Source organism: Thiomicrospira pelophila DSM 1534 (assembly GCF_000711195.1).
In the GTDB taxonomy this organism is placed as follows: Bacteria; Pseudomonadota; Gammaproteobacteria; order Thiomicrospirales; family Thiomicrospiraceae; genus Thiomicrospira; species Thiomicrospira pelophila.
In genome coordinates this window covers 820,828-835,739 of the sequence record NZ_JOMR01000001.1, presented here as the reverse complement: position 1 = coordinate 835,739, position 14,912 = coordinate 820,828, and the positions used below count along the sequence as shown (strand labels likewise).

12 protein-coding genes are annotated in these 14,912 nt (G+C 43.8%); all 12 read right to left on the bottom strand.

Translation table 11 applies throughout. The annotated features are described in order from the left end of the window. Nucleotides 1-6: 6 nt before the first annotated feature. Complete coding sequence (locus N746_RS0103985) at nucleotides 7-2,478, bottom strand: 6-hydroxymethylpterin diphosphokinase MptE-like protein (RefSeq protein WP_029934093.1); 2,472 nt, start codon at nucleotides 2,476-2,478, stop codon at nucleotides 7-9. 77 nt (nucleotides 2,479-2,555) lie between these two features. Beyond that, nucleotides 2,556-3,266 carry an acylneuraminate cytidylyltransferase family protein gene (locus tag N746_RS0103980; RefSeq protein WP_029934091.1) on the bottom strand — a complete coding sequence of 237 codons (711 nt, stop codon included), beginning with the start codon at nucleotides 3,264-3,266 and terminating at the stop codon, nucleotides 2,556-2,558. 3 nt (nucleotides 3,267-3,269) lie between these two features. Further along, nucleotides 3,270-4,346: a nucleotidyltransferase family protein gene (locus tag N746_RS0103975; protein WP_029934086.1), complete on the bottom strand. Its 1,077-nt coding sequence runs from the start codon at nucleotides 4,344-4,346 to the stop codon at nucleotides 3,270-3,272. Further along, nucleotides 4,343-5,551, bottom strand: a complete 1,209-nt coding sequence (gene neuC, locus N746_RS0103970; protein ID WP_211245121.1) for a UDP-N-acetylglucosamine 2-epimerase — start codon at nucleotides 5,549-5,551, stop codon at nucleotides 4,343-4,345. Before neuC ends, N746_RS0103975 begins: the two co-directional genes overlap by 4 nt. After that, on the bottom strand, nucleotides 5,541-6,569 hold the full coding sequence (gene neuB / locus N746_RS0103965) for an N-acetylneuraminate synthase (RefSeq protein WP_029934082.1): 1,029 nt from the start codon (nucleotides 6,567-6,569) through the stop codon (nucleotides 5,541-5,543). Before neuB ends, neuC begins: the two co-directional genes overlap by 11 nt. Before the next feature lie 50 nt (nucleotides 6,570-6,619). Beyond that, entirely contained in the window at nucleotides 6,620-7,765 is a 1,146-nt protein-coding gene (locus N746_RS0103960) for a DUF2920 family protein (RefSeq protein ID WP_051678500.1), read from the bottom strand. An 11-nt stretch (nucleotides 7,766-7,776) separates the two neighbouring features. Continuing rightward, nucleotides 7,777-8,427 (bottom strand): acetyltransferase, encoded by a 651-nt coding sequence (locus tag N746_RS0103955; protein WP_029934078.1) that lies wholly within the window; start codon nucleotides 8,425-8,427, stop codon nucleotides 7,777-7,779. Beyond that, entirely contained in the window at nucleotides 8,420-9,574 is a 1,155-nt protein-coding gene (locus tag N746_RS0103950; protein WP_029934076.1) for a LegC family aminotransferase, read from the bottom strand. Before N746_RS0103950 ends, N746_RS0103955 begins: the two co-directional genes overlap by 8 nt. Then, entirely contained in the window at nucleotides 9,567-10,565 is a 999-nt protein-coding gene (locus N746_RS0103945) for an NAD-dependent 4,6-dehydratase LegB (protein WP_029934073.1), read from the bottom strand. The genes N746_RS0103950 and N746_RS0103945 overlap by 8 nt, the downstream gene beginning before the upstream one ends. A gap of 35 nt (nucleotides 10,566-10,600) precedes the next feature. Beyond that, nucleotides 10,601-11,980: a murein transglycosylase domain-containing protein gene (locus N746_RS10615; RefSeq protein WP_051678499.1), complete on the bottom strand. Its 1,380-nt coding sequence runs from the start codon at nucleotides 11,978-11,980 to the stop codon at nucleotides 10,601-10,603. 58 nt (nucleotides 11,981-12,038) lie between these two features. Beyond that, nucleotides 12,039-13,067 carry a flagellar hook-associated protein FlgL gene (flgL, locus tag N746_RS0103935; RefSeq protein ID WP_029934071.1) on the bottom strand — a complete coding sequence of 343 codons (1,029 nt, stop codon included), beginning with the start codon at nucleotides 13,065-13,067 and terminating at the stop codon, nucleotides 12,039-12,041. Between the two features lie 4 nt (nucleotides 13,068-13,071). Further along, complete coding sequence (gene flgK, locus N746_RS0103930; protein WP_029934070.1) at nucleotides 13,072-14,871, bottom strand: flagellar hook-associated protein FlgK; 1,800 nt, start codon at nucleotides 14,869-14,871, stop codon at nucleotides 13,072-13,074. Between the last annotated feature and the right edge of the window lie 41 nt (nucleotides 14,872-14,912).

Here is a 14,912-nt window from a genome sequence, read left to right as displayed (position 1 = left end):
TTGGTTTTATAAAGACTTTAGTAAGTGCAAGGCCGTTTGATTATCTGGATCAAGCGCTAAAACTTTCTGTAAACTGGCCTGAGCCTCCTGGTTTGCAGACACATTAATTTGACGTTGTGCCAACTTAATATAAGCGCTGATATTGTCAGGTTTTTGTGTCAAGTACATCTTCAATACCTCAATCGCCATCGACTCATTGCCTAATAGGGCTAACAAATCCGAATAATACACCATGTAGTCTAGTGAAAATAAACAAAGGTTTTCAAGTGTAACCATGGCCTCTTCGTATCGCTGCGCCTGCATCGCGAAGTTTAAAATGCGTTTTAAAGCCAGTAACTTTAAATCCGGTAGCTGAACCTGTTTAAAAAACCCTATCGCTTGTTCTTCATTTTGTTGCAGTTCAGACTGCATACCTTGAATCAAGTAGCTTAAGTCACGTTTTTGATCAGTGTCTTCTAACTGAGCGGCGTGTTGCAGCAACATATCCAGCTGAGATGGGCTCGCTTGATTAAACGCATCGGTTACTTTTCTTACCAAGGTCTCTAGGTTCTGAGCTGAACGCTTTAAGTTTTGAAATTGCTTGGTATCGGTTTTTTCAATCTCCAGCTGAAACGCTTGTTGCGCTTGTTGCAATAACGCCTGCTCATCTTGAGTCAAACTTTTTCCACTATGCCAGTTTAACCAGAGCTTTACACGCCCAAACTCATCCCTGGCTTGCCAAGCCTTAAATAACTCCGACAACGCTACCTTGTCCTCCAACTCATCAATACGTAACTGAACTCGTTCTATCGCTTTCAATATTAACGTTTCAAACTGCTGTGTTGATTGCTTTACACCTTGGAAAAAACCATTTAACTGAGTGGTGACTACATCCGAGTCCAGCGGTGAATCTTGTTCGACTGGAGTATAAGTATCTGCAAAGTTTTCACCTTGATAACTTAACAATAAATCCCCATCTTCTCCCACCAAACGATTCACTTTTTTTCTTAATTTCTGAACTTTGTTCATGACCTTGAACTTGGGCTCGGCACCTTTTTCACTATACAGTTTCGGAATCAACCCTAGCGCTTCATCCGCCACGCGAGCAACCGCTTTAAAAGCTCTCAACTGTTGCTGAAGTTCTTCTTGAGTTAATTTCGCATAGTCCAAGCGCTGCGGTTGATTTAACGCTAAACACTGTTTCAAATCGGCTAATTTAGACTTGGTTTCAGGGTTCAAAAAATGTATAGAATTCGGGTCTAAATACTCAACACCTTCCACTTTTGCTGAATGCAACCCGGTTGAGTATAGTTTAATGGTGGGGTTTTCTTTATGATAGAAGTTTGCTTGGTGCTCTAGCGCATCTCGTGCTTTCGCCAAAGTTGGCTCGGTTGTTTCAAGCTGACCCGAATTGGTAACCAGTTTAATATTAGTCTTATGGCTCAAATGTGAAGCCGCTTTAGCCTCATCACTACTAGATTCATGACTCTTACCCTTGGCAAAACAAAAATCCACGCCAGATAATATGACATTTGAACACCCAAGATAAACCGAAACATGTATGGCGGTATTAATGACCGTTGGGCCAATCGGTTCAAAATTTTCATCGTAACGATCATTTTTCCAACCGTATTTAAGCCCCATATAACAAGACAAACCTGCCCATTGACTGAGCAGTTTGGGGTTAACGTGATAGCCATTAATTAAGACAGTGGAATCCTCAAAGGCAAAAATTCCTTTTGAATTATCAAAACTCACATCGTGCGGATCAACCGACACAAAGAAATCGGGGACAATGCCTTCAATCGCTAAACGTCGTGCGACCCTAGCGGCCGCAAAAATGACTAAGTTTTGCTGGTTTCCTTTAATCCAGTCAATCACGTCATCCAAGGTTGGGCCACCACCCAACACAATCGCCGTCGCAGTTTCGAGCTTATTCTTTAAGTTCATAATTGGCAGAACGTTATCCGCGGCATTATACAAACGTGCATCCTCAAACTGAGAGCTGCGCTGACTCACTAACACCTCAAGATTAAATGCTGAAAAGCGCGCTTCAATATCTTGCCATAATTGCTCGTAGGCACTTGATGGCGTTGCATCCATAACGGCTAAGCTTTTAATCAAAGTGTATTTTTTACGGTAAACAAAGGTTTCAAACTGCTCATGAAATGCCGCAAAATCTACCGATTCATCGACAAATTGAATTTGTTTGTTATCTTGATCAATACTTAACCCTAAAGCCTGTATCACATTTGATAACTCAATAAAAACAAACTTAACATGAGGCTTTATGGGCTGACTTTTAATGAACTGATAAAGCAGCCCACTATCAGTACCTACTACAATAAATAACTGCTCTTTCTCATCAAGCAAACTCGAAAAATAATGTTTAAAGACGGTTTCTGAGGACTGTTTTGCAAATGTAAGATTATTAATTTCTTCGTAATAGGCTTCACCAAACGCGTTGTGCTTGGGCTGTGATAGTTGAAGGTCGTTCATAAATTCCTCGGAAAAGCTCAGTTTTAAGTTTCAACCTTGAAGCACAAACCAGACCAGTGATTTCAGTTAGGTTTATTTTAAAGACGTGATTGTAAAAATTCCGCATATTGGAAATCAGTTAAAGTATCAATATCAACAGAAAACTGAGGCTCCATTTTATAGGCATAAGTACCACTAGGAACATAAAATGTTTGATTACTAAGCAATGCTTTAACTTGTCCACAGCTTATCGCGCCATTTAAACGATAACGTTTTGGCAAATCTTGGCTACGGGTTTTTAGATGCGTTAGATGATGATGGATAAATTCATCTAAATTGCCACTGTCTGGCAAAGTCATACTCCATTCAACTGGGTGATCAAGCTCGGTTACCGATACAACTGCGTTTGCATTAAACTTTTGCAACATTAAGAAGGCTTCCTCAATATGTTGGCTTTGCCTAAAAGGGGAAGTGGGTTGTAACAATATTACGTAATCATAATGACGCCCAGAAGCCGCGAGTGTCTTTAGTGTGTAGTCGATTACATCAAAACTCGATGAGGCGTCCTGAGCTAATTCATCCGGCCTCATAAATGGGATATCTGCACCATACTCTAATGCAACCTTAGCGATTTGTTCAGATTCGGTCGATACAACCACATCCATATCCAGCCGAGCTTCCAGTGCCGACTTAATTGTCCAAGCAATTAAAGGCAAACCACCCAAAGGCATAATATTTTTTTTTGGCAAACGCTTGCTGCCCGCTCTGGCTGGAATAATTGCTAGTATGTTGTTTTGCTTTTGAGTCACAAGTTAATAACCTTGTATTGAAGTCTGTCGTTTCTGAAAATGTACTTCATAATCCGCTTGGGCTTGATGGTAGTCTGGCATTTGACCAATATCCATCCAGTATTCAGTTAATGGAAAGCCGCCCACTTTTTTATTATTCGCTAAGGCTTTTTCAATTAGAGATGTCATATCATAAAACTCATTAGGCGGCATTAAATTCAATACTGCTGGGCTTATAGCATAAATTCCAGCATTGACAAAATAACGGTAAATTGGCTTTTCTACTAGCTGATTAATTTGGTGACCATCCATTTCAATCACGCCATAAGGTACCTGTTGCGAATACTCGCGCATACAGGCGCTTATGATGTCGTCATTAGTTTGATGAAATTTCAACAAGGCTTTCAAATCAACCTTGGTGAGTAGGTCGCCATTCATCACAATAAATGGCTCCGTTAATCTTTCAGGTAGCAAGGATAACGCGCCAGCTGTTCCCATTCGTTCAGTTTCTTCAACATAATGAATCCGTACGCCAAACTGTTCACCATCACCAAAATAATCGCGTATTTGTTGACCTAGGTAATTAATACAGAAATAGAACTCTTCAAACCCCTGCTCTGCAATATGGCGCACTATGGTTTCCAATATTGGCTGATTGCCTACCGGGAGCATGGGCTTAGGAACATTCTCTGTCAATGGACGTAACCGAGTGCCCATGCCGCCTAACATTAAAACCACGGCATTAGGTAAGGCTGATTGAGTCTGCTTTTGATAAAACAAGCCTAATATTTTTTTCGTTTGAGTCACAATCGGTAAATGGCGTAATTGATGTTTAGCAATGCGTTTTTGCCAAACCAAAACCGACTCACTTTCCATGCCCAGCGTAGGCTGTTTATTCATTACGTTTTGTATTTCGCTTTCAAGACCAAAACCCGCCAAGAGACCACGACGTATATCACCATCGGTTACTGTGCCCACCAAAGTTTGGTCAGTCGCAATCACCAGAGCAATCTGCAGAGCGGCTCGATCCATCACTTCTAATGTGTGTTTAACCGAGCTTTCTGGCTCAACCGCAATCAAGACCCAATCATGCAAATTCATAATCTATCCTTCGAAGGTGTAGTAAGAGGTTTATCGACCAAGTCATAAAAAGCTTTTGTGTTTAAGTGCTTAAGCTCAACTTCACTTAAAATTTTTAGCATTTTTTCAACACTATTACCTTGACCATAAACGCTGTTTTTTTGAGCCGCCAATTTTTGAAAGTCCAAAGTCAGGGCTTTACAAATCGATTGATGAATCCCTTCTTCGGATTCATCACAATCTAAAATTGAGGGTGAACGTAACCGACCTTGTTGTCGGCTACCTATATTGACGGTTGGTGTGCCTATAGCCGGAGCTTCAATAATTCCACTTGAAGAATTGCCTATTACCACATCCGCCAATGCCATTACACTTAAGTAACGCGCGGAGCCCAATGAAGCAAATAAATGTACGTTTAAAATTGAGTTGTGCGACCACCGTTTAATCATTTGATGCATGGTTTCGCCTTGCACATCGGCGTTGGGCGCTGTCCATACAATCGTCGCCTGTGGAAAAGCTGCCAGTGCAGCAAACAAGTTTTGCAAGGCCTCCATTCCGGCCGCTGTACCCCATGTAACTGGATGATAAGTAATCAAAAACAACGGTGAATTCAGTGACATATTTAATTCCGTCACTAATTGCACTCGAGTGAGCAATCTAAGGTGACGGATTAAATCCAGGCCTGGCGCACCCACATTAAACACTCGATCCGGCCGTTCACCCATTTGTATCACCCTTTGGCGATAAGGTTCAGTCGCCGTGAAGTGTAGGCTGGCCATTTTTGTGATTGCATGACGAATTGACTCGTCAACCGCTCCGAATGTTAATTCGCCCCCGTGAATATGAGCAATAGGCACATTCATCAATAATGCAGCTTGCGCGGCCGCCAGCATTTCGTAACGATCACCGAGCATCACTAGAATATCCGGCTTTAGATGCTGCAAGGCATCGGCAAACCCGATCAACCCTTTTGCAACCGACTTAACTACCGAAACGGCATCATCTCCGTCCTCGAGCATTTCAACTCCGGCATCGACTTGAAAACCATCGGCTAAAATTTGGTTAACTGTCATACCATGCTTAGCCGATAAGTGTGCCGCGCAGGCTATCACTTGTAATTGTAGTGTTTCAGCATTTTGAATTGCCGCCATTAACCGACTCAGCAAGCCATATTCGGCCCGAGTTCCCGTCACCACGCAGATTTTTCGTAACGTGTTATTGTTCAATTTCAATCCCCGCACCCGCTTGAAAAGTAGCGACCGACGTTTTGCCAATAAGATCGTCCCAAAATTTAGATTCCAGCCCTTTATCACTTCGCTTTAAAGTCAAATTTTGCTCCGAAAAAAGATCCCCTTGATGGATCAAAGTTTTAGCGACGATGCGTTTTCTGGCGACGGCAATATTGCCTTTTTCCGATTTTGACGGTTGTTTATCCGCAGACCCCATGGCTAATTCAATATGACGAACTGCACTCACCATCTCTTTCAATTCAAAGGGTTCAAGGCTGGCTTTATGATCCGGACCAGGCAGAGTTTTATCCAGTGTAAAGTGTTTTTCAATTACTTGAGCTCCCAGCGCCACGGCCGCAATCGGCACTTCAATACCTAATGAGTGATCCGACAGGCCCACGGATACGCCAAGTTCATTAGCTAAGGTTTGCATCGCGCGCAAATTGACATCTTCATACGGCGTTGGATAAGCCGTATTCGCATGCAATACGATAAGATTTTCCCTATCTAAACCAGCCTGAAGCAAGGTATTAACGGACAGACTTATTTCATCCAAATCCCCCATTCCGGTGGATAAAATTGTCGGCTGATTTAAGGTGGCAATCGCTCGTAAATAAGGAATGGATAACAACTCACCGGAAGGAATTTTCCAGCGTCGCATACCCAGTTGATGCAAAAGGCGAACACTCGGCATATCAAAAGCCGTCGACATAAACTCAATACCTTGTTGCCGACAATAATCAAACAAAAAATGATGATCTTCTTCTGTTAATTCCAGCCGTTTAAGCATCGCAAACTGACTTTCTTTAACACCCGTGTTAGCAGTTTGATAAGCCGCTTGCTCGGCCGTTTCAGTCACCAACTCCTCGGTTTTAAAGGTTTGAAACTTAACCGCATCTGCGCCGGCTGCCACCGCCACATCAACCAGTTTTTTAGCCATATCGAGCGATCCATTATGGTTTACCCCAGCCTCAGCAATAATAAAAACAGATGGCTTTATGGTATTTTTTTGCATCACTATTATTCCTGTTAATTATGCCTACTCCAGCCTTAAAAACCGGCCAGTTAGTTTTTTACTGATACTTGCCCCGTCACCACATTAGCCGATAAATCAAACTGGTAAATTAAATCTGATGTATCAAACTCAGCCTTTTTTAGCTGATCGTTAAATTTAAACTCTGGGTTAATATCTTGCAAGAACCCATAGCCAACCTCAAAAAACTTCCGCATCGACATCCCCATACCATGGCCTAAGTTTTTAATAAGATGCCCATCAATGTCGGACTCATCCACCACGTTCATTAATACATGCTTAAACCCTAACTCGGCCATATTATTGGCCATTTCGATTTTTTCATGGGTAGGTGCAATGTTGTCAGTTTGGGCATGATAAAACACGTAAAACGTATCTTGACCGCCTTGATTTGCCATACTTTGCAATTGAGGCTTAGAAAAGCCACGAATTTCTTGACGTCCACCACTAAATGTATTCGGCAATCCCTGGGTTAGTGTCCAAGGAGAACGAACATTTAAATCTAGAATGACCTTAGGATAAACCTGATAGGAAAACTCAGGCACGCCCATTTCTTGTCCTACCACATAAGCCAAGTTGGTTTGTGCCCATGATGAGTTATCAAATACTGCTTTAACTAAGCCCGGATATACTTTAGTAACCAAGTTAGCCAAATAGCCACCGTAGGAAGATCCCACCAAAATCACATTATCCAAGCTGAGATTAAAGCGCTGAGTGGCGTCTTTAATCGCATTAACAATGTCTAAAGCAGCCAACAAACCAAAGTTTTGATATTCATTTTTCGTGGGTACCAAATCACCTGTTAACTTAATATGATTATTGGAGTTCATAAGCAGCGCATTTAAAGCTTCAATAGAGGCTTCACCCGTTCCCCCCATTTGAATAAAAGCCTGTTCAACTTTGGCTTTTTCAGAGTTATGAACTTCAACTTTCGCACCAGCTGAAGGCCGAGAACCAATACAGAAATAATTCAGCGTCATAGCCGCCATTTGATATTGTTTAGACGTTTTTTCACAAAACGCTTTGGCATACTCACCCAAGTCGCCACCAAAACCGGGGATATATACGACTAAACCATCAGTATAGTCTGTGTTATAAATAAAATAATCGGTTTGACGTGTACCATTCAAGCCAAATTCAAAATCGGCGCAGGTATCAAAAACCACTTGTTGTTCCATACTTTATTTCCTTAATCAGCGCGGCTGGCTGAATTGAGTAACCGACCTTGACCCACATAACAACCAGGCCTGGTGATGTCTTTCAAAATTAATGCACCTGCGCCAATAATCACATTATCGAGAATCTTGACGCCCTGTTTAATCATCGCTCCACTGCCAATTAAACAGCCCTTACCAATCGTAACGTCGCCGTTGATTTTCGCGCCGGTCGAAATGTGGCAATGATCGCCAATAACCGCATCATGCTCAATTAATGCTTGTGAGTTGATAATACAGTTGTGGCCAATTTTCGCGCCGACATTGATTAAAGCCTGGTGCATCACCACCGTGCCTTCGCCAATTTCGGCATGCTCAGAAACATAGGCTTGCGGTGAAATCACCGCTGGAAACTGCGCGCCCGCCTGTAACGCTAAATCAAACAACATCATGCGCAGATCAGCTTGTTTAACTTGACCGACACCAATTAAGCAATGAGGTGTTTGTTGCACCAGGCCTGGTAAATGGACATCCGTACCCACAATTGGATAACCCAGCACTTGGCCGCTGGTTGCTTGCGCTTCAACAATACCGGCCACCGCAAAGTCGGATGTCTGTTCGATCACATCGACCAAGGCGCGACAATGACCGCCACCTCCTAATAATAGAATCGGCGTTTTAGTCATGGCACTTCACCCCACTTGGTAAATTGACCACCAGCGCGGCTAACCATTCAGTATTGGGCAATTCGCTGCGCAAGCAATCGGCATAGATCGGCAATTGATGCATAGGTGTCCACAACGGACGGGCTTGGATGTTTTGGCCGTTACACAATTCTAAAAACGCATCGCGCTCGACTTCGGATTCGCATTGCAATGCATTTAACCAATAGTTGGCTTGCGCATTTTTTGGTTGTTTTATCATCACCAAGCCTGGTGATTGCTGATAAGCCTGTGCTAATTGATGCTTTTCAGCTAAAAAAGCCGGCAATTTTTGCATCTGAGCCAGGCCCAGTGCCGCATTGAGATTCGGCATCCGCATATTGTAAGCCGCTTCATCATGTTCAAATAACCAGGCGTGTGGGATTTTGGCCGTGGTGCTCAAGTGTTTGGCGTGGCGCGCCAGTTCGGTATCATCGGTAATGAGCATGCCGCCCCCGCCGGTGGTAATAACTTTATTGCCATTAAAGCTAAACACCCCCATTTTTCCAAAAGTCCCGGTATGTTGAGCTTTATAAAAGCTGCCCAAACTTTCAGCCGCATCTTCCACCAGGGCGACATGGTATTGGTTACAGATTTCTAGAATTTGGTCGATTCGTGCCGGAAAGCCCAATGTGTGCATGGGCACACAAGCGCGGATTACACGCCCGGTTTGACGATGAATACATTGGCCATTTTTCAGCTGGGTCTGCTCGGCTAAAAATGCATTTAAGGAGTCAGGACATAAGCCTAAAGTTTCGCGCTCTACATCCACAAATACCGGATCAGCCTGATGCATTTTGATCGCGTTTGCCGTCGCCACAAAGCTTAAGGATTGAGTTAACACTAAATCATTTGGCTGTAGTCCAACTACTTTTAACGCCAGATACAACCCCATGGTGCCATTCACCACCGCTACCGCATGTTTCGCGCCAGTAAACTCTGCAACCGTCTGCTCAAACTCGGTTACGTATTGCCCCACTGACGAGACAAAAGTGGAATCAATACAATCGACAACCAGCCGTTTTTCCGCCTCATCAAAACACGGCGCATGTAACGGAATTAAGCCTTCTGCCACACCATAATGCTGGCGAATAAAATTAATTAACGGCAACCAGGCCTGGTGGTTAGACATTGTAAAGTCCTGTTTTATAGGCTTGCAGGTTTTGTGGCTGAGTGAACCAATCAATGGTTTTTTTCAAACCGATTTCCAATGAGGTAGTGGGCCGATAACCTGTCAATTCAATTAATTTCGAGTTATCACCCCACAAACGGAAAACTTCCGAATCTTTAGGTCTTAGGCGTTGCGGATCTTGGATAAACTCAACGTTGGAATCCATTAAACGTTTAATTAAATCAAGCGTATCTTGTACCGAAATTTCATAATTGGAGCTGATATTAACGCTTTCACCAATGGTGTTATCGCTCGCCATTAAAGCCATCATGCCGTCACAGGTATCCGCGACATAATTAAAATCACGCGTTGGACTGGTATCGCCTAGCTGGATTTGGCTTTGACCAGCGGCTATCTGACCAATAATGGTTGGAATCACCGCGCGTGCGGATTGGCGTGGGCCATAGGTGTTAAAAGGCCGCGCAATCGTCACCGGGGTTTCAAACGCCAAATAATAAGACATCGCCATCGCATCTGCACCGATTTTGCTCGCACTATAAGGCGATTGTGGCTGCATTGGATGTTTTTCATCAATCGGCACATAGCGCGCGGTACCGTAAGTTTCAGAGGTGGAGGTATGCATAAATCGGCGCACATTTTGATCTCGCGCCGCTTGCACCATATTTAAAGTGCCGGTAACGTTGGTATCGACATAGGAACCGGGAGCAATGTAAGAGTAAGGAATGGCGATTAATGCCGCTAAATGAAATACGGTATCCATGCCTTTACAAATAGTCTGGCACAAAAATGGATCACGGATATCGCCGCTGATAATTTCCATGTCATCAGCCTGTGGACTCTGATCCAACCAGCCCCAACTATTGAAGGAGTTGTACTGCACCAAGGCTCGCACTTGTGCGCCCGCATTGACCAAGGTTTCCGCTAAATGCGAACCGATAAATCCGTCTGCACCGGTGACTAATACCTGTTTTCCTTGCCAATTGCCTTGCATCGTTTATTCTCCTTAGCACCAGGCCTGGTGGACTGTTATCGGCTCGCGATTAAATTCGTATCTTCACCTAATAGAGCTTGATAGCGTGTTTTGGCCTGTAACACTTTATCTAAATAGCGTCGGGTTTCATCCGAAGCATGATCATATCGCAACTTGCGATAAACCTGACGCGGACTGAGTTTATTAATTTGCGCCACCGCTTGCTCAGGTGTGTCGCCAAACAATCGCCAAACGGTTGACATGCCGCCGTTATAAGATGAGATGGCCACCATTTCACGCGATTCTGGGTGGCGAATATCGGCAAAATAGTCATGTTTCAGCAAGCTTAAATAAGCGGTGCCGATTCGGATATTATTTTCAGCATCAAATAACTCGGCATCGCTGGGCGCATCCAAACGAAAATCAACATATTGGTAGACATCACGCCCAGCGGCATTGGGCTTAATTTGCATTAGCCCTTTGGCTTGCGAACGACTGACGGCTTGCGAATCAAACCGGCTTTCAGTTTCCATAATTGCAAACACCAAGGCGGGATCAATATTAAAGTCTTGCGCAAAGCCCATTACCCAAGGTTCGTATTGACGAGCGGGTTCCGCTAAGTTGGAAGCTTGCAACGGGATATGCAAGCTGACAAATTCGCCTTCTTCGTCCTTAGATTCGGTTTGATGACGTGCCATCAAATAATCAGCATACTCAAACGCAGCACGCGGGTAACGAATGGGTTGTTGTTTTGCATCGACCACTCGGCGATAAAAAGCCGGTCTTTGTCGATACTCAAGCGGCTCCAAACTTAATAAATCCTGTTCGGCATAAGGGTTCGGGCTCAGCAACACTCGACTGACGGCTCGTTTAATATTTTGTGGCGTCGCCAGTTGTTTAGGAAATTCAATCACAATTTCATCATCATACACTACCACAATCGGCTGAAGTTCAAACGCACTGTCCGAATCATTCTGCGTAATCATAGAGTCAGCTGGCGGTTTAACCAGACCTGCTGACTTGGGTTGAGTTTCGTCTTCAGCTTGTGCCAAACCACCAGGCCTGGTGGTCGGATTTAGGGTTGCTGGTTTGGATGGCTTTGTCTGTAGAGTCTGCACGGGCTGTGCATTTAATGACGTATTTAACGAGACGTTACTCGGGATTGAAGCATTCAATTTAACGTGCTTAACTTGTTCAGTTTCGACAGGTTTTACTTCCGTTGGTTTTGACACGCTAGGCATGAGTGCAGGCAAAGGACGATTTGAAACCACACGCAGATCGGGCAATGAACTTACCTGAGCAATCTTCGATGTATTGGTGGTGGCATAACTTTGCGCCATCGCCCAATACTGAAATTGTTGAAACGCCGCGCCACCTGCAATTAATAACAGGCCGACCGGAATTAACAAAGCGATGATTAAATGTTCAAATTTCATTTACAAAAATGCCTCCACTGGGGAGGCATTAGCAAGTTGGGTACCAACTTTAGAATGGTTAACGCATATAGTTAAATAAAGACATATCCTGCACTTTACCAAACACCTGTTGCGCCATTTGCAAGGCATTCTGAGTAACGGTAAACTTGGAAATCCCTTCCACCATATCCAACTCTTCAATATTTGACTTACGTTCGGTAAGCGGCATTTTAAAAGACTCGCCTGCTTCATACTGAGTTTCAATACGAATTTGGCGCCCGCCAATACCCGCCACTACTTCTGACATGTTTGTGATTGAGTTTTTCAAGTCATCCAGCACATCGTCTCCAGGTTTTTGACCCGCCATCATCCGATCATACATAACCTTCATAGTATTATATATATTTGGGTCAATTTCACCCGGTGCCGGAGGAAGAGTTTGCGGGCCTAAAGACGTAGCCGGATTGGGCGCAAAACCAAATACTTTCGAACCGGTATCAGTAATCCGCACACGCGACATATTAAATTCATCATCTGGCTCTAGCTTATCTGTATGATCAAAGCCAATTTGTACAAAGCGGCCACCAAAGGTCGCGTTTTCATCATAATCAGCCGCCGCATTTGGGTTACCAATGTAAACTAAGTAACCGGGGTTAGCCGGATCATCCACAAACGGAGTGTCTTTTACATTGTTACCGGCAAACATGTACTCACCTTCTGAATTTTTCATGTTCATGGTGCCTTTTACATGCAACATCATCTGCTCAACTTCGGCGGCGGCTACTCGACGCTGATCTGGGCTGTAAGTATCGTTCGACATTTGAATACCCAACTCTCGAATACGTTGCATAATATCAATCGTATCTTGGACAGCCGTTTCCTCCAAAACCAGTTGCGACTTAGCATATTCACCATTTTTCGCATATTGGTCAATCGTATTGATCGCACGATTAAGAGTATGGATTTGACTCATCGCAACCGGGTCGTCACTCGGGCGGTTAACCCGATTACCCGTGCTCAATTGTTCTTGGATATCTAGTAACTTATTGGAATGCGACTGGATGGCATTAAATCCCATGCTATAAACTTGATTAGTGGTAACACGCATTATCCTATCCTCTTACCGCCCCTAACAGGGTCTGAAATATTGTTTGTGAGGTCTGCATCACTTGAGCCGCCGCTTGGTAAGCTTGCTGAAACCGCATCAAATTGGCCGCTTCTTCATCTAAGCTGACCCCAGATAAACTCTCTCGGCGATCCATAATGTAATCATAAGTATTCTGTTGTGCGGTCAACTGAATCTCTTGACCGCGAACATACATACCGACACTACTCGCCATTCGTGAGTAGCCGCCTAATAGTGTTTCGGCCGGTTGGCCGGAATTATTAGCAAACATCACCTTTTTTGATTGCAAACTCGCCATATTAGCAATATTTACGTTATCCCCTTCAGCCGCTGGACGTACTGGTTCGTCATCCAAGTTACCCGAACCTGTCGAATCAATAGGCGATTGACCACGTGTAGCCAACTCTTGACCATCACGAATTTCAACCCCAAAACCTTTCAAAATATCTTGATGCGGCTTAAGCACGTAACGATCACCCGCGACACTATTTAAATTGGCCTCTTCAAACCGCAAGCCATCAAACTGAACACTGTCACCCGATACAAAAGTCGCGGTTTCTTTATTACTTAAATTCGTTACCGTCCAATTAGTGCCATCAAAGCGCATTTCATAACCATCGGGCGACAAGTTTGAAATCGAAGTATAAGCATCAGTCAAATCCTGTTTTTTATCACCATAAGTCAACGGCTGAGGAGGATAAGGTGGGATAGCCGTGGCATCAATTGGATTGAATGTAGCTTTAACTTCACCACCCAGGGTTGAGTTATCTTTGTGAGCCAACCCAGTCGACGCTAAAGGCGTAAACAAATTACCCCCCGCGTCACCATTTTCATCAAACCCTTGATAATGCTGCCAGTTATTCGCGGCTACAAAAGCATTTAATGTTGTACCCAACTCATTTTGTGCACGATCCAACATATTTTTACGGAAATCTAGCACGCCACCCAGCTGGCCGCCACCTAATAATAAATCCGTTACTTGTTTACGCTGGCCACCGATCTGAGCATAAATCTCAATTCGGTTTTCATCTGGGTAAGCGCTTTGATCCGCTTGCAAACGCGTCACTGTGTTATCACTCAACAAAGGTACTTTACCGTTGATGGTATGAATATCAATCGTGCCATCAGGCTGTTTATAGGTTTTCACCTCAACCAAACTCGACAGTTCTAAGATTGCCTGTTCACGCTGATCCAATAAATCGTTTGGTGGTTGCGTACCTTGCGATTGAGCGTAAGCCACCATATCATTAATTTTTTGAATTTCTTCAAGGTTGCGATTGATGCCCTGAGTCAGATCTTTAATTTGGTCGTTAACCTGATACTGGGTATCGTCTAATACCACGCTGATATTATTGATATGACCAGTCAAATTATTAGCCTCATCTAACATCAGCTGGCGATTTACACGCGAGGTCGGATTATCCGCTAGGTTTTGCATCGAATCGAAATAACGCTGCATAAAGTCCTGCACACCTTCATCGTTACCAGCAATGATGCCTTCCACCTGTTTTGAATAACTGAGCGATTCCTCATAGCCTTTAACGGTAGCATTGGTACTTACCAATTGCTTTTGAATATAATCAGCATACATACGCTCAACCGTTTCAACGCGTGAGCCGCCACCATTAAAAGAGGTTCCCACAATGCTTGGCGAGTTAGCATAAATTTCAGCACGCTGACGGCTGTAGCCTTCCGTGTTGACGTTGGCCACGTTATGACTACTCACATCCAACGCTTTTCTAAAGGTGGTGGCCGCTGAACTGGCAATACTTAACATATCTGACATAACGATTCTCGCTTATGGGTAACCCATTTAATGGGGTTTCA